Source organism: Marinobacter sp. Arc7-DN-1, assembly GCF_003441595.1.
GTDB lineage: Bacteria > Pseudomonadota > Gammaproteobacteria > Pseudomonadales > Oleiphilaceae > Marinobacter > Marinobacter metalliresistant.
In genome coordinates this window covers 1,993,888-2,020,605 of sequence record NZ_CP031848.1, presented here as the reverse complement: position 1 = coordinate 2,020,605, position 26,718 = coordinate 1,993,888, and the positions used below count along the sequence as shown (strand labels likewise).

At 58.3% G+C, this 26,718-nt stretch carries 23 protein-coding genes and 1 other RNA gene; 11 read left to right on the top strand and 13 right to left on the bottom strand.

Annotated features, from left to right (window positions below; all coding sequences use genetic code 11):
- Positions 1 to 2,499 precede the first annotated feature (2,499 nt).
- The 10 genes from D0851_RS09495 to smpB all read right to left on the bottom strand — a co-directional run bounded on the left by D0851_RS09495 (position 2,500) and on the right by smpB (position 10,769).
- Entirely contained in the window at positions 2,500 to 3,831 is a 1,332-nt protein-coding gene (locus D0851_RS09495) for a YfjI family protein (RefSeq protein WP_227539530.1), read from the bottom strand.
- 143 nt (positions 3,832 to 3,974) lie between these two features.
- Positions 3,975 to 4,895: a toprim domain-containing protein gene (locus D0851_RS09490; protein WP_117618432.1), complete on the bottom strand. Its 921-nt coding sequence runs from the start codon at positions 4,893 to 4,895 to the stop codon at positions 3,975 to 3,977.
- Positions 4,895 to 5,293 (bottom strand): hypothetical protein, encoded by a 399-nt coding sequence (locus D0851_RS09485; protein WP_117618431.1) that lies wholly within the window; start codon positions 5,291 to 5,293, stop codon positions 4,895 to 4,897. The genes D0851_RS09490 and D0851_RS09485 overlap by 1 nt, the downstream gene beginning before the upstream one ends.
- The gene (locus D0851_RS09480) at positions 5,286 to 5,486 is read right to left on the bottom strand and encodes a helix-turn-helix transcriptional regulator (protein ID WP_117618430.1); all 201 of its coding nucleotides are present in this window, start codon (positions 5,484 to 5,486) and stop codon (positions 5,286 to 5,288) included. The genes D0851_RS09485 and D0851_RS09480 overlap by 8 nt, the downstream gene beginning before the upstream one ends.
- Before the next feature lie 506 nt (positions 5,487 to 5,992).
- Positions 5,993 to 6,598, bottom strand: a complete 606-nt coding sequence (locus tag D0851_RS09475) for a hypothetical protein (RefSeq protein ID WP_117618429.1) — start codon at positions 6,596 to 6,598, stop codon at positions 5,993 to 5,995.
- Between the two features lie 15 nt (positions 6,599 to 6,613).
- Positions 6,614 to 6,832, bottom strand: a complete 219-nt coding sequence (locus tag D0851_RS09470) for a hypothetical protein (protein ID WP_117618428.1) — start codon at positions 6,830 to 6,832, stop codon at positions 6,614 to 6,616.
- A 31-nt stretch (positions 6,833 to 6,863) separates the two neighbouring features.
- The gene (locus D0851_RS09465) at positions 6,864 to 8,096 is read right to left on the bottom strand and encodes a tyrosine-type recombinase/integrase (RefSeq protein WP_117618427.1); all 1,233 of its coding nucleotides are present in this window, start codon (positions 8,094 to 8,096) and stop codon (positions 6,864 to 6,866) included.
- A gap of 179 nt (positions 8,097 to 8,275) precedes the next feature.
- Positions 8,276 to 8,640, bottom strand: a transfer-messenger RNA (tmRNA) gene (gene ssrA / locus D0851_RS09460).
- A 90-nt stretch (positions 8,641 to 8,730) separates the two neighbouring features.
- Positions 8,731 to 10,149 (bottom strand): WS/DGAT/MGAT family O-acyltransferase, encoded by a 1,419-nt coding sequence (locus D0851_RS09455; RefSeq protein WP_117618426.1) that lies wholly within the window; start codon positions 10,147 to 10,149, stop codon positions 8,731 to 8,733.
- A gap of 140 nt (positions 10,150 to 10,289) precedes the next feature.
- A complete protein-coding gene (gene smpB / locus D0851_RS09450) occupies positions 10,290 to 10,769 on the bottom strand; it encodes an SsrA-binding protein SmpB (protein WP_117618425.1) in 480 nt (159 codons plus the stop codon).
- 188 nt (positions 10,770 to 10,957) lie between these two features.
- On the opposite strand from smpB, the gene D0851_RS09445 reads away from it, so the two are divergent.
- The 3 genes from D0851_RS09445 to D0851_RS09435 all read left to right on the top strand — a co-directional run bounded on the left by D0851_RS09445 (position 10,958) and on the right by D0851_RS09435 (position 13,380).
- The gene (locus tag D0851_RS09445; RefSeq protein WP_117618424.1) at positions 10,958 to 12,583 is read left to right on the top strand and encodes a sodium-dependent transporter; all 1,626 of its coding nucleotides are present in this window, start codon (positions 10,958 to 10,960) and stop codon (positions 12,581 to 12,583) included.
- Between the two features lie 72 nt (positions 12,584 to 12,655).
- A complete protein-coding gene (locus D0851_RS09440) occupies positions 12,656 to 13,102 on the top strand; it encodes a type II toxin-antitoxin system RatA family toxin (RefSeq protein ID WP_117618423.1) in 447 nt (148 codons plus the stop codon).
- The gene (locus D0851_RS09435; protein WP_162893710.1) at positions 13,099 to 13,380 is read left to right on the top strand and encodes an RnfH family protein; all 282 of its coding nucleotides are present in this window, start codon (positions 13,099 to 13,101) and stop codon (positions 13,378 to 13,380) included. The genes D0851_RS09440 and D0851_RS09435 overlap by 4 nt, the downstream gene beginning before the upstream one ends.
- 2 nt (positions 13,381 to 13,382) lie before the next feature.
- Here the strand turns inward: D0851_RS09435 and D0851_RS09430 are convergent, their stop codons facing one another.
- Entirely contained in the window at positions 13,383 to 13,709 is a 327-nt protein-coding gene (locus tag D0851_RS09430) for an outer membrane protein assembly factor BamE (protein WP_117618422.1), read from the bottom strand.
- A gap of 128 nt (positions 13,710 to 13,837) precedes the next feature.
- Between D0851_RS09430 and fur the strand changes: the two genes are divergently transcribed.
- Positions 13,838 to 14,248 (top strand): ferric iron uptake transcriptional regulator, encoded by a 411-nt coding sequence (gene fur / locus D0851_RS09425; protein ID WP_117618421.1) that lies wholly within the window; start codon positions 13,838 to 13,840, stop codon positions 14,246 to 14,248.
- A 118-nt stretch (positions 14,249 to 14,366) separates the two neighbouring features.
- On the opposite strand, the gene recN is transcribed toward fur, so the two are convergent.
- Positions 14,367 to 16,046 (bottom strand): DNA repair protein RecN, encoded by a 1,680-nt coding sequence (recN, locus tag D0851_RS09420; protein ID WP_117618420.1) that lies wholly within the window; start codon positions 16,044 to 16,046, stop codon positions 14,367 to 14,369.
- A 277-nt stretch (positions 16,047 to 16,323) separates the two neighbouring features.
- Here recN and grpE point away from each other — a divergent pair, with 277 nt between their 5' ends.
- The 7 genes from grpE to greA all read left to right on the top strand — a co-directional run bounded on the left by grpE (position 16,324) and on the right by greA (position 26,127).
- Positions 16,324 to 16,923 (top strand): nucleotide exchange factor GrpE, encoded by a 600-nt coding sequence (gene grpE / locus D0851_RS09415; protein ID WP_117618419.1) that lies wholly within the window; start codon positions 16,324 to 16,326, stop codon positions 16,921 to 16,923.
- 90 nt (positions 16,924 to 17,013) lie between these two features.
- Positions 17,014 to 18,939: a molecular chaperone DnaK gene (gene dnaK / locus D0851_RS09410; protein ID WP_117618418.1), complete on the top strand. Its 1,926-nt coding sequence runs from the start codon at positions 17,014 to 17,016 to the stop codon at positions 18,937 to 18,939.
- Positions 18,940 to 19,017: 78 nt separating this feature from the next.
- Positions 19,018 to 20,145, top strand: a complete 1,128-nt coding sequence (gene dnaJ, locus D0851_RS09405) for a molecular chaperone DnaJ (RefSeq protein WP_117618417.1) — start codon at positions 19,018 to 19,020, stop codon at positions 20,143 to 20,145.
- A gap of 48 nt (positions 20,146 to 20,193) precedes the next feature.
- Positions 20,194 to 20,994, top strand: coding sequence for a 4-hydroxy-tetrahydrodipicolinate reductase (gene dapB, locus D0851_RS09400; protein WP_117618416.1), 801 nt, complete (start codon positions 20,194 to 20,196; stop codon positions 20,992 to 20,994).
- Positions 20,995 to 21,213: 219 nt separating this feature from the next.
- The gene (gene carA / locus D0851_RS09395) at positions 21,214 to 22,344 is read left to right on the top strand and encodes a glutamine-hydrolyzing carbamoyl-phosphate synthase small subunit (RefSeq protein ID WP_117618415.1); all 1,131 of its coding nucleotides are present in this window, start codon (positions 21,214 to 21,216) and stop codon (positions 22,342 to 22,344) included.
- A gap of 80 nt (positions 22,345 to 22,424) precedes the next feature.
- Positions 22,425 to 25,643, top strand: coding sequence for a carbamoyl-phosphate synthase large subunit (gene carB / locus D0851_RS09390; protein ID WP_117618414.1), 3,219 nt, complete (start codon positions 22,425 to 22,427; stop codon positions 25,641 to 25,643).
- A gap of 4 nt (positions 25,644 to 25,647) precedes the next feature.
- Positions 25,648 to 26,127: a transcription elongation factor GreA gene (greA, locus tag D0851_RS09385; protein WP_117618413.1), complete on the top strand. Its 480-nt coding sequence runs from the start codon at positions 25,648 to 25,650 to the stop codon at positions 26,125 to 26,127.
- An 82-nt stretch (positions 26,128 to 26,209) separates the two neighbouring features.
- On the opposite strand, the gene yhbY is transcribed toward greA, so the two are convergent.
- Positions 26,210 to 26,521, bottom strand: coding sequence for a ribosome assembly RNA-binding protein YhbY (gene yhbY, locus D0851_RS09380; protein ID WP_117618412.1), 312 nt, complete (start codon positions 26,519 to 26,521; stop codon positions 26,210 to 26,212).
- Positions 26,522 to 26,718: the final 197 nt, after the last annotated feature.

Below are 26,718 nucleotides of genomic sequence, written 5' to 3'. Positions count from 1 at the left end.
GGCAGGTGGCCTGCTCCCGTGCCTGAAGGTCAGCAGCAGCGGGAGGCCGGCTCCCGGTGTCAGGGCAATGGCAGGGCAGTGAACAGCCAGCACAGGGCCAGACTGGGGCAGGTACCTTGAGCCGCTGGCGGACTTTGGCAAATGGCACCCGGCCCGGCCTGAGATACCCCAGCAGCTGGCGGGATCATCACCAGGTACAGGGGCGGTTCAGCAGCTGGCGGGCAGCAGGGAACCGGGAGCGGCCCTCCGGCTGGCGGGCAGGGCGGTGGCCTGATCCCGTGCCGGGAGGCCAGCAGCGACAGCAAGAGGCCGGCTCCCAGTGTCAGGGCAACAGCAGGGCAGTGAACCGCCAGCACTAGCCCGGACTGGGGTAGGTACCCCCAGCCGTTGGAGTACTTGCGGGCCGGTCGTATATCGCAAACCTACAGAACCTACTAAAGCCCCTTCCGTGGGTTTTGTAGGTAGCATATCCGGGGGTCACGCCAAAAGCAGGGGCGCACCAGCGGCAGCGGATCATCACCAGGTACAGGGCGGTTTCAGCAGCTGGCGGACAGCAGGTAACCGGTAGCGGCCCTCAGGCTGGCGGGCAGGCCGGTGGCTTGATCCCGTGCCGGAAGGTCAGCAGGGGCAGCAGGAGGCCGATTCCCCGTACCAGGGCAACGGCAGGCGGTGGAACCGCCAGCAACGGTCCGGCTTGAAATACCCCCAGCCGCTGGCGGGCTTCCGCAGGTGGCAGGCAGGGCGGACAGCCGGCCCGTCCCAGGTACCCCCAGCGGTGGCAGATCATCACCAGGAACAGGGTAGCTCAGCAGCTGGCGGGCGGGCAGGTGGCCTGCTCCCGTGCCTGAAGGTCAGCAGCAGCGGGAGGCCGGCTCCCGGTGTCAGGGCAATGGCAGGGCAGTGAACAGCCAGCACAGGGCCAGACTGGGGCAGGTACCTTGAGCCGCTGGCGGACTTTGGCAAATGGCACCCGGCCCGGCCTGAGATACCCCAGCAGCTGGCGGGATCATCACCAGGTACAGGGGCGGTTCAGCAGCTGGCGGGCAGCAGGGAACCGGGAGCGGCCCTCCGGCTGGCGGGCAGGGCGGTGGCCTGAAAAAGTGGATTGTTGATTAGTAATATATAAATACATACAAAACCTACAAAACCCTTTTTATTGTTATAAATTAAGTGGTTCCTAGTCTATGGCGCTAAGGGGAATTCGCTGTGACTGGAGCCCAGCGGCTGGCGGGCAGGCCGGTGGCTTGATCCCGTGCCGGAAGGTCAGCAGGGGCAGCAGGAGGCCGATTCCCCGTACCAGGGCAACGGCAGGCGGTGGAACCGCCAGCAGCTGGCGGGCGGGCAGGTGGCCTGCTCCCGTGCCTGAAGGTCAGCAGCAGCGGGAGGCCGGCTCCCGGTGTCAGGGCAATGGCAGACGGTGGAACCGCCAGCACCGGCCCGGACTGGGGCAGGTACCCCCAGCCGCTGGCGGGATCATCACCAGATGCAGGGGCGGTTCAGCGTCGTTGATCATCGTTCAATTTTTCTGGTCTTCCTTACTTTGTTTATCCGTTTCTGTCCGTTGATCTTCCCAAGGCTTCCGAGCTTGTCCGTGTTGTTACTTTAAATAACGCACAAAAAAATCATAGGAAGGAAGGCTAAGTTATTGTTATGTGTAGAAAAAAATCGCGTCTGCGCAACCCGTGTAGCGTTGTACCTCGTAGAAGGACCCGCAATATATCTGTCAGATAAACTGATTCACCTATCTGCGTTTGGCCAGAGCGCCTGCTGTCAGGCTATGAAGAGCATGGTCCGGGCGTCAGGTCTGGGATGTATTCGATACGACTGACAACGGCAACAGGATAAAGCGAGGTGCCCATAGAGACGGGGGTATTTGGGTAAAGGAAGTGGATGGACTGGGGGAGGGATTAGATTCGCCAGGCGGAGGGGGAGGTAGGCTCAGGACCTACCTCAGAGAGTAGAAGAACTCCCGCCACTTGCTGCCGATCTCACAGTATCTGTCCCGAGGGCCGTAGCAGTAGTCACAATCCATAACGTGATCAATGAACTGATCCCGAGCATGTTGCTTCCGTGGTGGCCATGCGTTGAAGGTCGAAGGCTTCTCCACCTTTACTGGTGACATTGTTTGGTGTTTGGTTTCTTTACCCCATGGTGCTGGCTGGCTGGTGTCTCGCTTCCAGAAATAGCCAGGGTCCTTGAACAGCCTTCCATAGTCCGCCAGCACTTCAGCAGTCACGATCCCTTGTCGAATATCTACCAGGTCATCATCAGATAGGCCGGCTTCCAGGTCTCGCAGGGAGAGCCCGGCCAAGTTACAGGCTCTGACTATCTCACGGTGCACGGATATTGTTTTTGGTGTACCCCCGGATACGCTACCTACAAAACCCACGGAAGGGGCTTTAGTAGGTTCTGTAGGTTCGATGGTGCCCCCTGATTGTATTGTCTCACTGGTGGCCCCACCGGGGGTGGTTTGCTTTAATCGTTCAAGCCAGCGTCCCATTACATAGCCCCCGTGTTCCAATGAAAACGGATAGAGGGCCGCCCACCAGTATTAGGAACAGCTTCCCGCTTAATCTGGTGATGATCTAGCAGCACTGTCAGGGCATCGTAAACTTCATCCTTGTCGGACAGCCCAGACCATCCTTTCTGTTGTATCTGGCGAGGCGTGAAGGGTGACGGCAGTTTGTCTTGCCGCTTCAGCAGGAGCTTTGCCGCTTTGATAGCGGAATTGCTCACGATTGAGTACAACCGCTCTGAATGGCTTCTCAGGTAGTCCGCCAGCTCCAGGGCCATAGCCAGTGATTTACCAGAAATTGAGGTTTCCCCAGTTTCGATAAGCTCAAAAATCAAACTGAGGGCTGATACGGTTTTCGGCATTTTCACCAGGTGGGCAGCTATCACGGGGTGAAGGTCTCCGCTTCGGGCCTCGGCCTGCAACTCTTCCATCCATTCGATAAAGAGCGATTGCGCTTCATCGTTGAACCGTGCCCGCTTCCCCTCTCTCGGCAGGGCCGCTAGGCGGTGGAAGCAGTCAGCGTATGCCCTGAAAATATCCTTGTCTGGCGGCGCATCGTGCCACTTGAACCGGGAGGGAATGTCCGGCCATACCGCCAGCTGCACACGTTGAATCAAACCGTCATCGTCAGTACCACGGGTGGCCCCGCGAATTAGTGGAGCAATCCGGGCCGGCTGAATTCCGCCAATAATTGCAAGAGTGGTTGATTCAATATCGACGGTTCCACGGCCTATCCGGTCGAAGGTGTAACGCCCATCCCCGTCATAACACTCAAGGTAAAAAGCCCGGTCCCCCTGGCCTTCCTCTCCGCTAAGCTTCGACAGCCAGCCTGCCAGCTCATCACGCACCAACAGAAGGCCGTTTGGGTTTTCGTTCAGTAGCTCCCCCAGCTTCTCAATAGTTGCATCGTTTACGATCAGCCGTTGCCGCGTTGGCTCTTCTGGTTTTTCTACTGACTTAAGGGCCTCTAAGGCTCCCTCCTTGTCCCCCTTTTTGTTCAGCCGTTTGGCGTTGTCATTGGCCTGTTTTTCTTCAATGGTCGCCAACTTCAGAGCAGCTTCATAGTCTGCCTTTTCCTGTTCATATACCCGCCAGGCGGCCCGCTCCATATCCTTCAGCGGTGCCATTGCGGCACCCATGGCCGGCGATTTACTGGAAGCAGGGCCGCCAACGACAGCCCCCCACAGGTTCGGGACAATTGCCCAGTTATCATGCTGCTTTGGGCAAACCCGAATCTTGTTGCCCACAACGGCGGAGAGCGCACACAGGGCGGTCACTGCCACGTAATCAGGCGGGCATTGCTGGCGTTTTGCCACATCTGCAACAAATGCGCTTAGAGGCTCCGGTAATGCCTCCAGCGGTAGGGGCACAACTGGGGGCTGATCTGGTGGCAGCGGTAGCGGTATGTTGATCTCGCGGGGATTCACCAGGGGAGGAGGGTTATTCTTTCCGGTGTCGGTCACTGCTTCACCTCATTCAGCCAGGTTGCCAAGTCGTTGAAGTCGGAGAGGTGCGCCGGGCACCCTTCAGGCCATTCGGGGAGAGCAAGGCGGGCAGCCGATAGCTCCGCGGCCTTTCGTGCGGCAGCAGCGCCGGGGTTGCCTTCCGTTTTTCTGTCGTCATCTCCGCACACGATTAGGTCACATGAGGGCCAGCGCTGACGGGTTGCCACTGCCACAGCGGGAAGGTTCCCGGCGTCAATGGCCGCCAACACGAAGGCATCAGGCATGGAAGCGGCCAAGGTTGCCCCCGTTGCCCAGCCCTCACAGATCAGAACTGTTTCAGGTTCTCCGGCAGCTGCACCGGTTACAGGTATAAACCGCTCTTGTTTGGCTCCCCCTGATAGCAGTTTTTTGGAGCCGTCCGGCTGAATAAACTGAAGGCTTGAAAGCTCCCCGCGTATGCCCCTTATATCGAGTACCAGAGCCGGGCCGATCTGGCGGGCTCTGAAAGGCTGGACTTGTTTGTTCACCAGGTAAGGGTGATCCGGTGCAGCAGGTTTGGCGCTCTTCCACAGTTTCCGGGCACGGTGTGCAGCGGTGGCGTGTCGTTGCTTCAGTTGTGACTGGCGGGCCGTTTTGGCCTTTTCCATGCGCTCCCTAAGCTGGCGGCGCTCTGCTTCCGTCAGTTGGTCCTGTCCTTTGCTGCACCAGTTTTCTGCTATGCCGGCCCGCCAGCTTCCAAAAGCTCCAGCTGGCACCCCGTCCAGGTGCAGGACATACCAACCGTTACGGCTGCCTTTCTTGTCGCTCTCAACGCGGAACCGGTGCAACTCTCCATCACAAATGAAGTTCGTTTCAGGGGCAGCAGGTAAGCCGGCATCTGCCAGCACTTGGCGAAATCGGGCGACAATGTCCCCAACGCTGAATTGGTTATTCATCACTGCCCCTTGCCGGTAATAACCTGAAACGGTATGTCTAAGTAGCGCTCCGCTCCTGACAGCTGGCTATGGGTGTAGAACAACAAGTTCAGGTCTTTCATAGTAAAAAATTGATAGGCTTTTTTTTCTGGCAATCCCCCTTGAAACAGCCCGCCTATCAAGGTCCGAACAGCTTTAACGGCTCGCCTTTTCGTGGTCTCAGCAACCTGTATCGGCATCGAGTTGAGGTCATAGGGTGATATTGTTGCTATCTCAATCAATCCTTGAATAAGGCTGTCTGTTATCAACTCACGTGGAAGTTGTGCATCGTTTCCCGGCTGGCGGGCTTCTATCAAACGAACGGCTAGCCTCAAAAGGCTGTCACGAAAGGAAGTGAGAGGGCTGTTGTATTCAAGCATTCGAACTAGTCTCCCGCTTTTCCGCCTGCTCCTTGATCCATGCCTGAATTTCCGACTCAAGCCAGCCAACGGAGCGAACAGAAAGCTTTATAGGTTTTGGAAACCGGCCCTCTGAAATCAGTTCATATATTTTGGTTGTCCCGAGCCCAACCATTGAAGTTACTTCTTTTCTACGTAATACACGGTCAGTCATAATTTCCACCTTCGGTCGTTAAAGGATGTTTCAGGGCCTTAGCGGAATGAGGTTATTAAACCCAGTCATGGGAGTATTCCCGTGACATTACTGTTTATCGCGGTAGTGACTGGCGGCCCGGCCTGAGATACCCCCAACGGCTGGCGGGATCATCACCAGGTACAGGGGCGGTTCAGCAGCTGGCGGACAGCAGGGAACCGGGAGCCGCCCTCCGGCTGGCGGGCAGGCCGGTGGCCTGATCCCGTGCCGGGAGGGCAGCAGCGACAGCAAGAGGCCGGCTCCCGGCGGCAGGGCAGTGAACCGCCAGCACAGAGCCACACGGGGGAGGTACCCCCCAGCCTCTGGCGGGCTTCGGCAAACGGCAGGCGGGACGGGCAGCCGGCCCGGCCTGAGATACCCCCAACGGCTGGCGGGATCATCACCAGGTACAGGAAGGTTCAGCAGCTGGCAGACAGCAGGGAACCGGGCCTTGGTCCGCCATTGAGGTTGTTAGGTGAGGGGCGGTCTTAATCGGGTTGATGTGCCTTCAATAATTCTTTAATTGCGTAATAATATTTTTGTGCTGTGGTTTTACCTATTTGAACACCCAGGCGATCACTTGCAATGCCTGCCGCTTCATCGAACATATCCGGACTAACCGTCCGGCCTTCTCTCTTCAAATCTTCGCAGACTAGGAAGACAGGCCATTGCAACTGGGCTTGTTTGTTCCGATCTGTCAGCCGGCCCCGCTTTTTGGGATCGAATCCGAAGGCTTCGTTCAGGTCTCTAACCTCATACATCGAGAGCTTCAAAGCGGCTTCATGGAAGGCAGCCCAACACCAGAGCGGCAAAGGCTCCTGAAGGTATCCATATTTCTGAACAGCCTCCATTAGGGCCTGTGCATCCCCAGCCTGCCACTTTTGCTTAAGCGACTCCTGAACCGGGCCGATAAGCAGGGCCTTTGCTTCATCAGCGATACCTGCCAACTGCCTTATTCGACAGTGCGCGGGTAGCTTGTTCTTTTTTCGCCAGGCAGCGGCCTCCACCTCAGACAAGAAGCGAGGGGATACAGGTTGCTCCCATGGCTCCCCGTCCGGGCCGGTGGTCTCAAGGACAACAACAAACTCAGGCATTGGACCCGCCAGCAATCAAGCTGATTGTTTGGCTTCTATCAGGTCGAACAGTTGCCCATTCAGTAGCTCTGACGCGGTGGCTAACCCGCCAATGTACAAATCCTTATCGAGAAATTCAGGGCGGCCCGTGCAGCCCCTGGCTGCTAAGATTTCCTGTTGCAGTCTGGCCACTACTTCCGTGGCTTCCCTCAGCTTTTCCAGTTGTTCAGCTTGCATCGTTTCCATTGCGTTCATGGTTATGTTCCTTTCTCAGTGGTGGTCAGGTTTAGGCTGTCTTGCCACGGTTGAGGGCTACTACATTCCCCTTGCCGGTTCTCAGTTCATCCAGAAAATCTGCCCACGTTTGCAGCATGGCGCGGCGGGCTTCAAGGTGTGTGGTTCGGTTGTAGGCTCTGCCGTTGGTATCGCGGACAGAATGGCCTAGCTGTTGCTCTATGTACTCGGAACGAAACCCCAGGTGTTCCGCCAGCACAGTGCGGGCCATGGCGCGGAAGCCATGAGCGGACATTTTGTCTTTCAGGTCTAACCGTCCGAGAGCTGCCCCGATAGTGGCATTGCTCATGGGCCGCTTTCTGTCCCGGACACTGGGGAACACATACCGGCCCCGGCCTGTCACTGCTTGAACCTCTTTCAGGATTTCCACGGCCTGCCGTGGCAACGGTGTAACAAGCTGAAACCCGGTTTTGCTGGCGGTGAAGTTCCATTCAGCGGCTTTAAGGTCAATATCCGCCCATTCCGCCTGCCGTAGTTCACCAGGGCGAACAAAGAGTAGCGGGGCCAGCTTGAGGGCTGCACAGGTGGCGAAGTGTCCGGGATAGCCATAAAGCGCTTTCATCAAAGGCCCGATTTCTTCCGGCTTGGTAATGGCAGGGTGGTGTTTAGTTGGGGGTACTTTGAGAGCGTCCCGCAGGTCTGGGGTAATGTCCCTCTCAACTCTTCCGGTGGCGATCCCGTAGCGGAACACCTGCCCGCACAGGGTCTTAACTCGTCTGGCGGTCTCGATGTGCCCCTTGTCTTCTACTTTTCGAAGTACCCCCAGTAATTCACCGGGGGTGATTTCTCCAATGGGGCGGCGGCCTATGTGCGGAAAGGCGTGAACCTGAAGGCGGCGAAGGTTGCGGCCGGCATGTTCTTCAACCACGGCGCTTTGGTGTACCTCTCTGTACCACTCCAGAGCAATCGCTTCAAAGGTGTTGGCGGCGGCAGCATACCGGCTGTGCTTTATCTGCTTCCGGTGGTTGCTGGGGTCTATGCCTTTATCGAGCAGGGCGCGGGCTTCATCCCGTGCGGCCCTGGCATCTTTCAAGCTGACTTCAGGATATACCCCCAGGGCTAAGAGCCTTTCCTTTTTGGCATGGCGGTACTTCAGCCGCCAATACTTCCCGGATTTCTGAACGTGAAGGAAGAGCCCGGCCCCGTCGAACAGCTTGAAGGCGCGGTCTTTGAACTCGGCATTCTTTACGCTGGTGGCAGCCAGCTTGTTAACGGCCTGTTTCATTGCTGGGGGTGTCCGTTTGGGGGTATAAAAATCTAACCTTGAGCCATGTACCCCTAAATGTACCCCCACTTTTCCCGGCTTTCAACGTATTCCGGCGAACCACTGCGCAACACTCAGGCATTAAAAAACCCGCAGTTACGCGGGTTTTAGAGGTGTTCGGATTGCTCCGTTTTAGAATTTGGTGGAGACGGCGGGAATTGAACCCGCGTCCGCCAGTACTCAGCCTTGAGGTCTACATGTTTAGCGTCTCTCTATTGATTTAAGTTCGAGCGACCCGAGAGCCAGGGTGCAGGAACCGAGTTCTTTAAATCTTAGCCGCTAGCCAGTGAACTCTGGATAACGGAGCATCCCGTAAGCGATGACGTCCTGAGATGTTGCTTCCGGGCTACGGGCGACCCGGTCAGGACGACTAGCAGCTTACGCTGCTAGTGCGTAGTTTTCGTCGTTTGCGACTATTGCGTTGCAGCTTTGGATTAACGAGATTCGCTGCCATCTCGACATGCACTCAAGGGATCGCCACCAGCGTCGAAGCCATGTCGTCCCCTTACACCCAGTATATGTGTCCGGTTCGCCGGACTTCAAGGTTTGTTTGTTGCAGTTTTGTGCCGCCGGGCCGGTAAATGTACCTACCGGCCTAGCTGGCCTTGCGTTCATGACTGCCATGCCTGCCGGCCAGGGCCGCGTGGCTCAGGGCCTGGAAGCTTTCCCGGAAGTAGTCCATCACGGCATTTGGATCGGCGTGGATGGCCTTGTCGACGGTAATGCCAAACTGAACGGTGCCGGCGTAACTGAGAATGCTCATGCCGATGCCGATGTTGCCGCTCTGGGGTACCCAGAACATAGGCTGGGTCAGCTTACTGCCCGCCAGGTACAGAGCCTCTTTCGGCCCTGGCACGTTGGTCAGTACGGCGGAGGCTTTGTTGCTGAGCAGGTCCAGAGCTCTCCGTTCGATGACATCGGGGCCTCGACCGAATAAATCAAGAAGGCTGTAGGTGACCTGGGCCTGATAGGATCGCTTGAGCCGATTCATGTTCTCCTGAACCTGTCGGAAGCACATGAGCGGGTCCATCACTTCCACCGGCAGGGTAACCAGCACCAGGCCGAACTTGTTGCCGAGGGTTTCTATGGGTTGATCAAGAGGTCGCAGGTTGAACGGAACGGCCACGCGGATTCCGCACTCGGGGACGGTTTCCTTATGAGCTGCAAAATGCCGCTGTAAAGCCCCGGTGACCGTACAGAGCAATGCATCGTTTATGGTGCCACCCAGAGCCTTGGCGCACGCTTTCACTTCGGCCAGATCCAGAGGGTCTGCCCAGGCTACCTGTTTGCGCCCGGAAAGTGGCTCCTTCAATCCGGTTTTGGGCTCGACGGGGGCCAGGCCGAGTTTGATGAGGTCCAGGGCCACGGCACTGGCGGTGGACGCCAGTTTGAGAGGGTAATTAGGCTCTTCCCGGACGGACTGAATGAACAGCCTGGCCTGATTTGTGGCAGTTTGCGCGTTGTTCACCGCGCGGTGGAGCAATTGCTGGACTGTGGACCTTTGGCGGGGTTTTGAATGACGCGTTGACGCTACTTTACCCAGCTTGGGTTCTGGCGTTTTATCCGTTAGTGACAGCATGACCCGAACCAGGGAGATGCCATCGGCAATACAATGGTGGATGCGGATCAGCAGTGCACCGCCGCTCCCATAATTGTCGATGTAATGCATTTGCCAGAGCGGTTGCCGGAAATCCAGCGAGGTACTGTTCATGTCGCTGACGAGTTTCTGGAGCTCGGCTTTATCGGCCTTTCCCGGCAGGGCGATCTGGTGGAGGTGGTTGTCCAGGTCAAACAGGGGGTCATCCTGCCAGTAGGCACGGTCTCCGGTGTCCACAACCCGTTGCCGGAATCGGTTGAAGCACAGGAATCGCTCCTCAAGCGTGTGCCTGAGGCGATTCATGGAAACAGGACGTTCCAGCGTCCACACCCCGCAGATCATCATGGGGTTCTGGGGGGTGTCCATGCGCAGCCACGCCCGATCAACGGCGGACATGGGTATCCGTTTAGGTGACATAAGCTCTCCCTTTGCCATGCACCGGGACTCCCGAGTATAGGCCTGTTGGAAATCTGAACAAAGAGACTGAGTATGCGACACACCGGCCGGTGCTGGCCATGACCGGTGTCAGGTATTTGGTAATCGGTGCGGGGCCGTAATCAGAGGTTGGTATCGCGCAGGATGCGCTGCTTCTGGCGGTTCCAGTCCCGCTCTTTCTCGGTGGCGCGCTTGTCGAACTGTTTCTTGCCTTTTACCAGGGCAATCTCGCACTTTACCCTGTTGTTTTTCCAGTAGAGTGCCAGCGGAATACAGGTGTAACCGGCTTGGTTTACCTTGCCGACGATCTTGGCGATTTCCTTGGCGTGCAGCAGGAGTTTGCGGGTGCGGGTCGGGTCTGCAATGACATGGGTAGACGCGGCGATCAGTGGCGTAATGTGAGAGCCGAGCAGCCAGGCTTCGCCGTCCTTGAGCAGTACATAGGCGTCCACCAGCTGGGCCTTGCCGGCGCGCAGGGATTTCACTTCCCAGCCCAGCAGGGCGAGACCTGCCTCGAAGCGGTCCTCGATGTGATACTCGTGCTTCGCCTTCTTGTTCAGTGCAATAGTACTGCTCGGCGTTCCGGGTTTTTTCTTGCTCATGAATCAATGAATCCGGGGTCGGACGAATGAACGGGCCGGCGTTTGTGCAGCCGGAAAAAGGCGCATTGTAGCCCAGGAGTGCCGGACCGGTCACGAAATCAGCGACACGGCGTTTACCAGTTCGTGCGCGGCCGGATCCTTCGGCTACAATACTGACCCAGACTTATTCAGGGGTCTCAGGGGCGCGAATGCCTACGCCGTATCAGACACATGTCGGGTCCTTCACCCGAAAATCAACTTTCTTCTGGGCTGCGGTGGGTGCGACCGTTGGTCTCGCCAATCTGTGGCAGTTTCCCTATCTGGCCAGCCTGCACGGTGGCGGCCTGTTCATCCTGCTCTACCTGGCGTGCCTGCTGTTGGTCACCCTGCCGCTGATGGTCACGGAGGCCGCCCTTGGTCGTTATGCCCGCCACGGTATTGTGCTGGCGATGGACGGCCTGATTCGTAGTGCCAAACGTTCCCGCGCCTGGATGGCGGTGGGCCGGCTCAGCATTCTTGCGGCCTTCCTGGTGCTGTCGTTTACGGTGGTATTCGGTTCCATCGCTCTGGCTTATGTCTTCTTTGGCGCGTTGGGGCGGTTCTCCGGGGCGGGAGACGCTGAGGCAACGGCGATCCTGGCCGGGTTGGTTTCAGACCCTCGCGAGTACCGGATGTTCATGGGCTGGCATATCTTTTTCCTGCTGCTGGTGATCTGGGTATCGGCGCAGGGGGTTGTCAAAGGCCTTGAACGGACGCTGCGTGTGGTGGTGCCGGGAACTCTGGTGCTGATGCTGATGTTATTCGCTCTGGCGGTCTGGTACGGGCGGATAGATGGTGCCGTCGGCCAGATTCTGGCCATGCACCCGGAAGACCTCAGTTGGGGAAGTCTGAAAGCGGCTTTGTTCCACGCGTTCTATACTCTGGGGCTGGGTATGGGTGTATGGGCGATTCTTGGTTCCTACACCACGCCTCATACCCGCCTCAAGCGTTCGATTCTTGCCGCTGTTCTGATGGATACCCTGGTGGCGATCCTTGCCGGCCTGATGATCTTTGCCATGGCCACGGACGGCAATAGCTTTGATGGCGAACGTGGGTTCAGCCTGTTGTTCGTTTCCATGCCCGTAACGCTGGCCCAGCTGCCGGCAAGTCAGTTCGTGATTGCCACCGTATTTCTTATGGTGGTGCTGATCGTCTGGACCACATCGCTGAACCTGCTTGAACCCATCGTTGGCTGGTTCCGTGAATGGACCGGGGCGCCGCGGGGGATGTCTGTGGTGCTGATCGGCCTGGCGGTATGGCTGGCTGGGCTGGCATCGCTACTGTCGTTCAATCTGTGGGCACAGGAGCGTGTTGGCGGCGCCACCATTTTCCGGTGGCTGGAGCTGGTGACCGGTGGCTTGTTGATTCCTCTGGTCGCCATTTTGATTGCGTTGTTTGCCGGCTGGGGCCTGACCCGGCACCTTTCCCGCACGATGCTGGGTGCGGCACCGGGGTTGTTCGCCGGTATCTGGTTCTGGGTGATGCGGTTGGTGTTGCCACTTGTGGTTGCCTGGATTGGCGTTCAATACACGGCGTTTTCACTGTCGAACCTCTGTGACAGCGACAGCACGGCGGTGTGGTGTGGGCAGCCTGCGACGTTACTGTCCCGTGACAGGGCGGCACCTTTGGAGGAGCCTGTCGATGCCCGGGCATCGGCGGAGCCGTCCGGGGCTGAATCCGCGGGCAATGAAACCGTGCCCGCCGCTGGGCAGTCGCCGCCGGCGGAAAATGACAAGAACGGAAAGTCGGGGGAAAAAGCCCCAAAAGAGGACGATATCCTTTATCATAGCGTGTGATTGAGACTGTCTTCCTTTTCAGAAGTCCGCCACCCTTTGACAGCGTGTTTGCAAGCAGGACAACCGGTTCCAATGCCCCATCAGATCGACAAAACAGCTTTGGTAATGCACTCGGCCGAGCGCATGTTCCACCTGGTAAACGACATTGCCCGTTACCCCGAATTCCTTCCCTGGTGTGCGGGCGCCGAGATTCATGAGCGGAATCCGGAGCAGATTACCGCTTCCCTGGAAGTTGCCAAGGGTGGCATACGGCATACCCTGACCACCCGGAATCAGCTGTTAATGCCTGATGCGATAGAGATGAACCTGGTGGAGGGTCCGTTTCGGAATTTGACCGGTCGCTGGCTCTTCAAATCGCTGGACGACAACGCCTGCAAGGTGATTCTCTCTCTTGAGTTTGAATTTTCCGGTTCCCTGTCCCGAATCACCTTCGGACCGGTGTTCAGCCAGGCCGCCAATACCATGGTGGATGCGTTCTGCCGCCGTGCGGATGATCTTTATCGGACGGAGGGTGCATGATTCAGGTGGAAGTGGCCTATGCCCGCCCGGACAAACAGGAAATTGTTCCGGTGAAGGCTCCTGAGGGGGTGACCGCGCTGGAGGCAGCGAAACTCTCAGGTATTGCTGATATTTTCCCGGAAATTGATGTGGATGCCACTGACATGGGCGTGTTCGGGAAGGTCATCAAGGATCCTGCGACCCATGAACTCCGCGAGGGAGACCGGGTGGAGCTCTACCGACCGCTCAGGATCGACCCGAAACAGGCGCGCCTGAATCGGGCGAAGAAGAAAGCCTGAGCTCAGTAAGCCGGGGTTTCTTCGAGCAGCTGTGCTTCGTAATGGGCGTATTGATCGCCTTCGTAATAAACGATGATTCGCTGCTCCGTGATATCGCCACCTTCCCGCTGAAACGTATACACATAGTATTCCCGGGAGAGATCGACCGGGTTCAGCATGAGTGGTGTTCCCATCACTGCATGCACCTGGCTGCGGGACATGCCCTCGGACAGTTGCGACAGCTCATCATCGGTTACGATGTTTCCCTGTTGGACGTTGATCTTGTAAACGCCCGGGAAACCACAACCGGATAGAACGAGAGTGAGAATGAGAGCTGTGAGCTTTTGCATCGCCGGGGGAAATCCTCTATCTTGAAATCGCCTGCCCGAGGCAGGTGTGACACGGGTTAACCGTTTACGTTTAATGGCGGCTTCATCATACCGGAAGCCGTGAGGCACACCAAAGAGTGAATAGTAACATGTCATCTGAAAACGCCGAATTACGAAAAGTCGGTCTGAAAGTGACTCTGCCGAGAGTGAAAATCTTCAACATACTGGAGACGGCCGAAGAGCATCATCTCAGCGCCGAGGATGTTTACAAGAAGCTTCTGGATCAGGGGGATGACGTGGGGCTGGCGACGGTCTACCGGGTGCTGACGCAGTTTGAGGCGGCAGGGCTGGTGCTGCGCCACAACTTTGAAGGCGGCCATGCCGTTTTTGAAATGGCCGGTGATGATCACCACGATCATATGGTTTGTACTCAGACCGGTGAGGTTATCGAGTTCTTCGATGAAATGATTGAAGAGCGTCAGAAGAAGATCGCCAAAGAGCGCGGTTACGAAATCGTGGACCACAGTCTGATTCTTTACGTCAAGCCGATCAAATCCTGATTCCGGCCCGCGGAAGCGCCAGGTAGAAGGAAGCGCCAGGCAGAAAAAGGGGGCGGGTGTTCAGGCCCGCCCCAACAGCTCTCAGGATCGAGAGGGGTAGAGGTTTGGTTCTTTCGGGTCAGTGGTGAGTTGCCTGACCCTTTGAAAACATTTCCCTGGCATGAGCGATCGTATGGTCTGTCATGTCCACACCGCCCAGCATTCGTGCCACTTCGCTGATTCTGCCCTGGTCGTCCAGTGTTTCGATTTTTGAGAAGGTGGCATCCTTATCAGTGAACTTGCTGACGAACAGGTGCTGATGGCACTGGGCCGCGACCTGCGGCAGGTGGGTGACACAAAGCACCTGACCATTGCTCCCCAGTGTGCGCAGCAGCCGGCCAACCACTTCGGCAGTGCCGCCGCCGATACCGACATCCACTTCGTCAAAGACCAGGGTCGGTGTGGTTGAGGTCTGGGCGACCACCACCTGAATCGCGAGACTGATACGTGACAGCTCGCCGCCGGAGGCAACCTTGGCCAGTGGTCGTGCCGGTTGCCCGGGGTTGGCGCTGACCAGAAATTCAATCTCCTCCAGACCGTGGGCCGCAGGTTCTTCGCCGGTGTTGCGGTTCAGATGGGTGATGAACTGCATGTTGGGCATGCTCAGCTGGCCGAGCTCTGCGGCTACGCGCTGGTCAAGCTCGGCGCCAGCCTTGGCGCGTGCCTCCGACAGTTGGCCAGCCAGCGCATCGAACCGGCTGCGCTGGCTGGCCAGTTCCGCTTCCAGCTGTTCCAGGCTGCCTTCTCCCCCTTCCAGTTCGGCCAGTTCGGCGCTCAGGCGCTGGTGCAGTTCCGGCAACTCTTCCGGGGTAATCCGGTGCTTCCGCGCCATCTGGTAGATGGCGCTCAGCCGTTCTTCCACTTCTGCCAGCCTGGCAGGATCCGCCTCGTAATCCTCGACAAAGTGGCGCAGGTTGTCGCCGGCTTCGCTGATCTGGATCTGGGCCTCGTTCAGCATCTGGATGGTGTCGGCCAGTGCCGGCACGTCTACCGGAAGCTGTTCCAGCTGCTGCAGGGCCTGGCGGACCAGATCGGCGGCGCTGGTCTCGTCTTCCGTGCACAGCAGGGCAGCCTGATGGCTGTTGTGCAGAACCGTGTCCGCCTGGCTCAGCTGTGCCTGTTCCTGTTCCAGCTGCTCCTGCTCGCCACTTTCCAGTGCCAGGCGGTCCAGTTCTTCCACCTGGTAACGCAGCAACTGAAGCTTGGCTTCCGCTTCATCGGCGTTTTGCTGCCGTTCGATCAGGCGCTGGCGGATCTGGTTCCAGGTTTTCCACGCCTCCCGGGTATCGGCGGCCAGGGCCTCGGCGCCGGCAAACTCATCCACCAGTTTGCGGTGTGTTTCCTTGCGCAGCAGGGACTGGTGCTGGTGCTGGCTGTGGATGTCCATCAGCACGCCGCCAAGTTCCTTGAGGTGATTCAGCGGGCAGGGCTGGCCATTGATATAGGCGCGGGAACGGCCGTCTTTGCTGATAACGCGGCGAAGTATACAGTCATTTTCATCATCCAGCTCATGCTCTGCGAGCCACTCGGTTGCCTCGGGGATGGTGGATACATCAAATGTGGCCGTGATGTCCGCGCGCTTGGCTCCGTGGCGAACTGCGCCGGCATCCGCACGGCCGCCCATGGCCAGGCCCAGGGCATCCAGCACGATGGATTTGCCGGCGCCGGTCTCGCCGGTAAGTGCAGTCATGCCTTTGCTGAACTGGAGTTCCACCCGTTCGGCGATGGCGTAGTTGGAAACCGTGAGCTGGGTAAGCATGCAGATAACCTCCGCGACTTTCTGAAAACCGGTTGAGCAGTCTTATATTACTGTTCGATGCTGTGAATACATACAGTAACTGTGAATATATACAGGGTTTTTCCTGTTTGCAAACCTGTGATGTGATTTTCTTCAGGAATGCAGGCGCCGGTGGTTGAAACCTGAAAGCGGGGCCCCATATCCGTTCGCAACGACATTTTTCCGGCGCGCTGCGGCCGGAGCCCATGTTCAACCGGCCACAGAAAAGAAGGCCGCTGAAGACCAAGCAGGAGTAGCCATGAGCACTGATGAGAACCGCAACGAGCACGAGGAGCTGAACGAAGCCCTTGAGGCTGCCAAAGAGGAAGCCCGGACGGCTGAAGAGGATTCCACCGAAGGCGAAACGTCTGAGGTGGATGCGCTGAAGGCTCAGGTTCAGGAGTTCCAGGAGCAGATGCTGCGCTCCCAGGCCGAGATGCAGAACGTGCGCCGTCGTGCCGAGATCGATGTGGAGAAAGCCCACAAGTTTGCCCTGGAGAAGTTCGTCAAGGAGCTGTTGCCGGTTGCAGACAGCCTGGAAAAGGCGGTTGAGAGCACCGAAGGCCAGGAAGAGTCCGGCGAGCTGGTGGCTTCCATTCGGGAAGGCGTGGAAATGACGCTGAGCCTGTTCATGTCCAGCCTGAAAAAATTCAATGTTGAGCCGGTTAACCCGGTGGGCGAACCGTTCGACCCCCGGCAACACGAGGCCATGTCCATGGTGCCGGCCCCGGACGCCGAACCCAACAGCGTGGTGGCCGTAGTGCAGAAAGGGTATCTGTTGAATGGCCGTGTGGTACGTCCGGCCATGGTGGTCGTCGCCAAAGCAGAAGATGCACCAAAAATTGATGAGCAGGCTTGAAAAGCCGATTAAAGCGCCAATATAGCCATTAAATAGCGACAGCGGAGGCCGGGCCTCCGGGAAAGCATTCAGAAGAATTGGAGTGACTCAATGAGCAAGATTATCGGTATAGATCTGGGAACGACCAACTCCTGTGTAGCCATCATGGATGGCGACAAGGTCAAGGTTATTGAAAACGCCGAGGGTGATCGCACCACCCCGTCCATCATCGCCTACACCGACGATGGTGAAACCCTGGTTGGCCAGTCAGCCAAGCGCCAGGCGGTCACCAACCCGAACAACACCCTGTACGCCATCAAGCGTCTGATCGGTCGTCGTTTTGAAGACGACGTGGTTCAGAAAGACATCAAAATGGTGCCGTACAAGATTGCCAAGGCGGACAATGGTGACGCCTGGGTAGAAGTTAAGGGCGAGAAAATGGCGCCGCCGCAGGTGTCTGCAGAAGTTCTGAAGAAGATGAAGAAGACTGCGGAAGACTACCTGGGCGAGAAGGTAACGGAAGCGGTTATTACCGTTCCGGCGTACTTTAACGACAGCCAGCGCCAGGCCACCAAAGATGCGGGCAAGATTGCCGGTCTGGATGTGAAGCGTATCATTAACGAGCCGACCGCGGCTGCCCTGGCCTATGGCATGGACAAGAAGAGCGGCGATCGCACCATCGCAGTTTACGACCTGGGTGGTGGTACCTTCGATCTGTCCATCATCGAGATCGCGGACGTGGACGGTGAGCACCAGTTTGAGGTTCTTGCCACCAACGGTGACACCTTCCTGGGTGGTGAAGACTTCGACCTGAAAATCATTGAATTCCTGGCAGACCAGTTCAAGAAAGACAGTGGCATCGATCTGCGTGGTGATTCCCTGGCGATGCAGCGTCTGAAGGAGGCTGGCGAGAAGGCCAAGATTGAGCTGTCCAGCAGCCAGCAGACTGACGTTAACCTGCCGTACATCACCGCGGATGCGTCTGGTCCCAAGCACATGAACGTGAAACTGACCCGCGCCAAGCTGGAATCCCTGGTGGAAGACCTGGTTCAGCGCAGCCTTGAGCCCTGTAAAGTGGCTCTGCAGGATGCCGGCATGAAGGCCGCCGAGATCGACGAGGTTATCCTGGTTGGTGGTCAGACCCGTATGCCGCTGGTGCAGGAGAAGGTAAAAGAGTTCTTCGGCAAAGAGGCTCGCAAGGACGTCAATCCGGACGAGGCCGTGGCCATGGGTGCTGCTATTCAGGCAGCCGTGCTGTCCGGTGATGTGAAAGACGTTCTGCTGCTGGACGTAACCCCGCTGACCCTGGGTATCGAAACCATGGGTGGCGTGGCGACTCCGCTGATCGAGAAGAACACGACTATTCCGACCAAGAAGTCGCAGACTTTCTCTACAGCGGAAGACAACCAGACCGCCGTAACCATTCACGTGGTTCAGGGTGAGCGCAAGCAGGCTGCCCAGAACAAGTCCCTGGGCCGTTTCGACCTGGCCGACATTCCGCCGGCCCAGCGCGGTGTGCCGCAGATCGAAGTCACCTTTGACATCGATGCCAACGGTATCCTGAACGTGTCCGCGAAGGACAAGGCCACCGGCAAGGAACAGTCCATCGTGATCAAGGCTTCTTCCGGCCTGAACGATGATGAAATCGAGAAGATGGTTCGTGACGCCGAAGCCAACGCTGACGAGGACCGCAAGTTCGAAGAGCTGGTCCAGGCCCGCAACCAGGGCGACGCGATGGTGCACGCCGTTCGCAAGACTCTGAAAGAGGCAGGCGACAAGGTCAGCGACAGCGAGAAAGAGTCTATCGAAGCTTCCATCAAAGAGCTGGAAGAAGCTCTGGAGGGTTCCAACAAGGAAGACATCGAGGCCAAGACCCAGAAGCTGACCGAAGTCTCTTCCGAGCTGGCCCAGAAGATGTACGCAGATCAGGCCGAGCAGGCACAGCAGGCTGGTGGGCAGGAAGATGCCCAGGCAAAGCAGGCTGACGACGCCGTGGACGCCGAGTTTGAAGAAGTGAAAGACGACGACAAGCGATAAATCTGAAGTACATCAGGCAGTTGGAAAACGCGGGGGCATCTCCGCGTTTTCCGCGTTTAAAAACAGGGTTTTAACAGCATGGCCAAGCGCGATTATTACGAAATTCTCGGGATTTCCCGGGATGCGGACGAGAAGGAAGTCAAGCGAGCCTATCGAAAGCTCGCGATGAAGTACCACCCCGACCGTAACCCGGACGACAGGGAAGCCGAGAACAAGTTCAAAGAGGCCAGCGAAGCCTACGAAATACTGGCGGACCAGTCCAGGCGGGCGGCGTACGACCAGTTCGGTCACGCCGGCGTAGATGGTCAGGCCGGTGGTGGGTTCGGAGGCGGCGGAGCCAGCTTCTCCGACATCTTTGGTGACGTATTCGGCGATATCTTCGGTGGTGGCGGCGGCCGTGGCCGCAGCACCCGTGGCGCCGACCTGCGTTACACCCTGGAGCTGGACCTGGAAGAAGCCGTCAAAGGCAAAACCGTCCAGATCAAGATTCCCGGACATCGCGAATGTGAAGTGTGTGGCGGCAGTGGCGCCGAAAAAGGCTCCCGCCCGGAAACCTGCGGTACCTGTAAGGGTATGGGGCAGGTACGTATGCAGCAGGGCTTCTTTACCGTGCAGCAGGCGTGTCCCACCTGCCGCGGTTCTGGCCAGATCATCAAGAACCCCTGCCAGGCCTGTCATGGCCAGGGTCGGGTTCAGGAAGAAAAGACGCTCTCTGTTAAAGTGCCGCCCGGCGTGGATACCGGCGACCGTATCCGCCTGTCCGGTGAAGGCGAAATGGGGGTCGATGGCGGACCTCCCGGTGACCTGTACGTACAGATCGCCGTGCGCGAGCACTCCCTGTTCACCCGTGATGGCCGCAACCTCTACTGTGAAGTGCCCATCAGCATCGTGGATGCGACCCTCGGCGGTGAGCTGGAAGTGCCGACCCTGGATGGCCGCGTGAAGCTCAAGATTCCGCCCGAAACCCAGACCGGCAAGCTTTTCCGCCTGCGCAACAAAGGCGTTAACCCGGTTCGTGGCGGCCCCGCAGGCGACTTGCTGTGCCGGGTGATTGTGGAAACACCGGTAAACCTGACCAAGCGCCAGAAAGAGCTGCTGAATGAGTTCCAGAAGACCCTCGATGCCAGCAACGGAAGCGATCACGGCCCCAAGAAAACCTCCTGGTTTGAGGGTGTGAAGAGCTTTTTCGACGAAATGAAATTCTGACGGGCCAAGCTCTTAGGGTTCAACAAGGGTTAAAAAGGGAAAGCGAGCATGAGGGTAGCAATCATCGGCGCCGCCGGGCGCATGGGAAAAGTGCTGATCGAGGCCGTTGACGGTACCGAAGGCCTTGAACTCGGTGCCGCCGTCGTAGAGCCGGGCAGCAGTCTGATCGGTGCCGACGCCGGCGAAATGACCGGCCTTGGCAAAACCGGCGTGAAAATGGCCGGCAGCCTGGCCGACGTGAAGGATGATTTCGATGTCCTCATCGATTTCACCTTCCCGGACCTGACCCTGGAAAACGCCGAGTTCTGCAAAGCCAGTGGCAAGATGCTCATCATTGGCACCACTGGCATGTCCGACGCCGAAAAACAGCAACTGGCTCTGACTGCAGAATCCACACCCGTGGTGTTTGCGCCTAATATGAGCGTCGGCGTTAACGTCGTCCTCAATCTGCTGCGCACTGCCGCTGCGACCCTGGGTGACGACTACGACGTCGAAATCATCGAGGCCCATCACCGCCACAAGAAGGACGCTCCTTCTGGCACCGCGCTTCGGATGGGTGAGGTTGTCGCTGATGCCCTTGGTCGCGATCTGAAAGAATGTGCCGTCTATGGCCGCGAAGGTTTTACGGGTGAGCGTACTCGCAGGGAAATCGGTTTTGAAACCATCCGTGCCGGTGATGTGGTGGGCGATCACACTGTGCTGTTCGCTACCGAAGGTGAGCGCATCGAAGTGACCCACAAGGCCAGCAGCCGGATGACCTTTGCGAAGGGCGCCATGAGGGCGGCGCTCTGGCTGAAGGGTAAGCCGGCCGGACTTTATGATATGCAGGATGTTCTGGATTTGAAGTGAGGGCTTTTCCCGTGGACAAAAACCGCCATATTTTTTACAATGAGGCGGTTTAACTGCACCAAGCGTAGCTTTGAAAAACGCCCAGGGAACAAAAACCGTTCCCGGCCTACAAAAAAGCGGGACGGAGTTCTGACTCCCTCTCGCTTTTTTGCGACCTGAATTTGCGCTTGCGTTCCTGTTCGTGACGAACCGATACGCCACTCGATGAGGATACAAGCCTTGAGCACACCAGCAATCCTTGCACTCGCAGACGGAAGCCTGTTCTACGGCAGCGCCATTGGCGCTGACGGAGAAACCAGTGGTGAAGTGGTGTTCAACACCGCCATGACCGGTTACCAGGAAATCCTGACCGACCCGTCCTATTCCCGCCAGATCGTCACCCTGACATACCCGCATATCGGCAACACCGGTGTGAACGAAGAAGACGTCGAGTCAGATCGCATCCAGGCCGCCGGCCTGATCATCCGGGATCTGCCGCTGCTGGCCAGCAACTGGCGCAACAAGGGAAATCTGGACGACTACCTGCGAAGCAACAACATTGTTGGGATCGCCGGCATTGATACCCGCCGCCTGACCCGGATCCTGCGGGACAGGGGCTCCCAGAACGGCGCCATCGTGGCTGGCGAAAACGCGACTGCCGAGCGCGCACTGGAGCTGGCCAAAGCCTTCCCCGGCCTCAAGGGCATGGATCTGGCGAAAGAAGTCACCTCCGACAGGATCCGGTCCTGGAGTGAGACCGAGTGGACCCTGGGCGAGGGCTACGGTGAGCGGAAAGAAGCAAGGTTCAAGGTGGTTGCCTGGGATTACGGTGTAAAGCTGAACATCCTGCGCATGCTCGCGTCCCGTGACTGCGACATCACCGTAGTGCCGGCCCAGACCCCGGCCTCGGAAGTGCTGGCGATGAATCCGGACGGTGTGTTCCTGTCCAATGGCCCGGGGGATCCCGAGCCCTGCGATTACGCCATCACTGCCATTAAAGAAGTGCTGGAAACCGACATCCCGGTCTTTGGTATCTGCCTGGGCCACCAGCTCCTGGCCCTCGCCAGCGGCGCCAAAACCATGAAGATGGGCCACGGCCACCACGGTGCCAACCATCCGGTACAGGACCTGGTCCAAGGCACAGTGATGATCACCAGCCAGAACCACGGCTTTGCCGTGGATGAGGCAACACTGCCTGCCAATCTGGAGGCGACTCACAAGTCCCTGTTCGATGGCACATTGCAGGGCATCCGCCGGACCGATAAGCCGGCCTACAGCTTCCAGGGACACCCGGAAGCCAGCCCCGGTCCTCATGACGTGGCGCCCCTGTTCGACGAGTTTATCCGCCTGATGGAGACGCGATCTGCCTGAGGCTGATCGCCACGGAAAACTCACGGGCGCCGCGTGTTGCGCTGCCAGAATTCAACAGTTGCTGACAGGTATACCAAGACATGCCAAAACGTACCGACATCCAAAGCATCCTGATCCTGGGCGCCGGCCCCATCGTGATCGGGCAGGCGTGCGAGTTTGATTACTCCGGAGCCCAGGCCTGCAAGGCGCTGCGCGAAGAGGGTTACCGGGTGATCCTGGTTAACTCCAACCCGGCGACCATCATGACCGACCCGGTGATGGCCGATGCCACCTACATTGAGCCGATCACCTGGAAAACCGTTGAAAAGATCATCGAGAAAGAGCAGCCGGATGCACTGCTGCCCACCATGGGTGGCCAGACTGCGCTGAACTGCGCGCTGGATCTGGAAAGGCAGGGCATCCTGGAAAAGCACGGCGTGGAAATGATCGGTGCCAACGCCGATACCATCGACAAGGCTGAGGACCGCGATCGCTTTGACAAGGCCATGAAAAAAATCGGCCTGGAGTGTCCGCGCGCGACCATCGCCCACACCATGGCGGAAGCCTGGGAAGTGGCAGACGACATCGGTTTCCCCTGCATTATCCGCCCATCCTTCACCATGGGCGGCTCCGGCGGCGGTATTGCCTACAACCGCGACGAATTCGAGGAAATCTGTACCCGTGGTCTGGACCTGTCCCCGACCAACGAGCTGCTGATCGACGAATCCCTGATCGGCTGGAAAGAGTACGAGATGGAAGTTGTCCGCGACAAGAACGACAACTGCATCATCGTCTGTGCCATCGAGAACTTCGATGCCATGGGCGTGCACACCGGTGATTCCATTACCGTGGCCCCGGCCCAGACCCTGACCGACAAGGAATACCAGATCATGCGGAACGCCTCCCTGGCGGTGCTGCGTGAGATCGGTGTGGAAACCGGTGGCTCCAACGTCCAGTTCGGCATCAACCCGGACACCGGCCGCATGGTGGTGATCGAGATGAACCCGCGGGTGTCCCGTTCTTCCGCCCTGGCCTCCAAGGCCACCGGCTTCCCGATCGCCAAGGTCGCCGCCAAGCTGGCGGTGGGCTACACCCTGGACGAGCTGCGCAACGAAATCACCGGTGGCGTCACCCCGGCCTCGTTCGAGCCCAGCATCGACTACGTGGTCACCAAGATTCCCCGGTTTACCTTCGAGAAATTCCCCCAGGCCGACGCCCGCCTGACCACCCAGATGAAATCCGTGGGTGAGGTCATGGCCATTGGCCGGACCTTCCAGGAATCTCTGCAGAAAGCCCTGCGCGGGCTGGAAGTGGGCTCTGAAGGCTTTGATGAGAAACTTGAGGACCTGGATTCCGAAAACTCCCGGGAAACCCTGACCCGTGAACTGAACGTGCCCGGTGCCGACCGGATCTGGTACATTGGGGATGCCTTCCGCGCCGGCCTGAGCGTAGATGATGTCTTCCAGCACACCCACGTGGACCCCTGGTACCTGGTGCAGATCGAGGACCTGATCAAGGAAGAGCAGGCGCTCAAGAGTGCCGGCAAGGCCGACATCGACCAGGCCACCCTGTTCCGCCTCAAGCGCAAGGGCTTCTCCGACGCTCGCCTGGCCAGGCTGCTGGGCATCTCCGAAGTGAGCCTGCGCAAGCTGCGTCACGAGCTGGACATCCGTCCGGTGTACAAGCGGGTGGACACCTGCGCCGCGGAATTCGCCTCCGACACCGCCTACATGTACTCCACCTATGAGGAAGAGTGCGAGGCGGATGCCAGTGATCGCGAAAAGATCGTGGTGATCGGTGGCGGCCCGAACCGGATCGGTCAGGGTATCGAGTTCGATTACTGCTGTGTTCACGCGGCCCTGGCCATGCGTGAGGACGGCTATGAAACCATCATGATCAACTGCAACCCGGAGACCGTGTCCACCGACTACGACACCTCCGATCGGTTGTACTTCGAGCCGATCACCCTGGAAGACGTGCTGGAAATCATCCACGTTGAAAAACCCAAGGGTGTGATTGTCCAGTACGGCGGCCAGACTCCGCTGAAGCTGGCCCGTGGCCTGGAGGCGGCCGGCGTGCCCATTATTGGCACCAGCCCGGACGCCATCGACCGCGCCGAGGACCGGGAGCGGTTCCAGCAGATGATCACCCGCCTGGGCCTGAAGCAGCCGGAAAACGCCACCGTGCGCAGCCACGAGGAAGGCATTCTGGCGGCCCGTGAAATCGGCTACCCGCTGGTGGTGCGTCCGTCCTACGTGCTGGGCGGCCGGGCCATGGAGATCGTCTACGACGAGGAAGAACTGGTGCGCTACATGCGCAACGCGGTTCTGGTCTCCAACGATAGCCCGGTGCTGCTGGATCACTTCCTGAATGCCGCCATCGAGGTGGACATTGACGCCATCTGCGACGGCAAGGACGTGGTCATCGGTGGCATCATGCAGCACATCGAACAGGCCGGCGTACACTCCGGCGACTCCGCCTGTTCGCTGCCGCCGTACACCCTGTCCCAGCAGGTTCAGGACGAGATGCGCGACGCGGTCAGGAAGATGGCCATCGAGCTGGATGTGGTGGGCCTGATGAATGTCCAGCTGGCCTGGCAGGACGGCGAGATCTACGTGATCGAGGTCAACCCGCGCGCGTCCCGGACTGTGCCCTTTGTGTCCAAGGCCATTGGTGTGTCCCTGGCCAAGGTGGCGGCCCGGGTGATGGCGGGCAGGACCCTGAAGGAACTGGAGTTCACCCAGGAAATCATCCCGCGCTACTACGCGGTGAAGGAATCGGTATTCCCGTTCAACAAGTTCCCGGCGGTGGATCCGATCCTCGGGCCGGAAATGAAGTCGACCGGTGAGGTCATGGGCCTGGGTGACAGCTTTGATGAGGCCTTTGCCAAGGCCGCCCTCGCGATCGGCGATCGCTTGCCGACCAAGGGAACTGCGTTCATGTCGGTGCGCGACGTGGATAAGCCGGGCGCCGCGAAAGTTGCCCGTGATCTGGTTGAGGCCGGTTTCAAGGTGATTGCTACTACCGGTACCGCCAAGGCCCTGAAAGAGGCCGGAATTGAGGTTGACCGGGTGAACAAGGTCCGTGAAGGTCGTCCGCACATCGTGGATGCCATCAAGAACGGTCAGGTTCAGCTGATCATCAATACCACCGAAGGTCGCAAGGCGATTTCCGACTCGGCCCAGATCCGCCAGTCGGCATTGCAGACCAAGGTAACCTACACAACGACACTGGCGGGCGGCGAAGCCTTCTGCCGGGCCATCAAGTTCGGCCCGGAGCGCACTGTACGCCGCCTTCAGGATCTTCACGCAGGAAAGTGAGACTATGGCTGACAGAGTACCGATGACAAAGGAGGGGGAGAGCCGCCTCCGCCAGGAACTTCAGAAGCTGAAGTCCGAAGATCGTCCCCGGGTGATTGCGGCCATTGCCGACGCCCGTGAGCACGGCGACCTGAAAGAAAACGCGGAATACCATGCCGCCCGGGAGCAGCAAAGCTTTATCGAGGGCCGTATCCAGGAAATCGAGGGCAAGCTGTCGGGCGCCCAGGTGATTGATGTCACCGCCATGGAGAACACCGGAAAGGTGATTTTTGGCACCACTGTCCATCTGCTCAACATGGACACGGATGAGCAAGTCATCTACAAAATCGTTGGTGAGGACGAAGCCGACATCAAGGCAGGGAAGTTGTCGATTTCCTCACCCATCGCCCGGGCCCTTGTTGGCAAGAGTGAAGGTGACGTGGTCGCGATTCGCGTGCCCTCTGGTACCGTGGAATACGAGATCGAGGAAGTCGAATACGTCTGATCACCCGGTGCGGTGAACATGGGGTCAGATGAAAGCTTTCATCTGACCCCATGTTCACGTTTCCTGCTTCCCGGGCGTCGGATCAGTGCTTGTGGCGCAGTAGGTTGGACAGCTTGGGGTTGGGTTTCTTCGCGCGGCGCAGGATCACGGCGATTTTGCCGATGGTCTGGACCAGCTCGGCGCCGGAACTCTCGCAAAGTGCCGCGATGGCTTCCTGCCTTGCTTCGCGATCCTGGTTTGCCACCTTGATCTTGATCAGCTCGTGATCATTCAGGGCGCGCTCCAGTTCTTCCTGCAGCCCCTCCGACAGACCTTTGTCGCCAACGATGATGACCGGCTTCAGATTGTGGGCAATGGCCCGGTATTCCCGGCGCTGTTCCGGTGAAAGACTCATGATGTAATCTCTTTATCGATGCAATTAACAAAAGGTCAGCGGCGTATGCGCAGACTTGAACGTATAATCGAAGGATTGTAACAGATCGTCTTGCCGTAAAAATGGCCGTTAACATGTATTGAAGTTATTGAAGTGGTCGCTGGCAGGCCGAAGGAACAAATTGATCGACTCTGGGTCAAAAAGTACCAGGAAGTTGG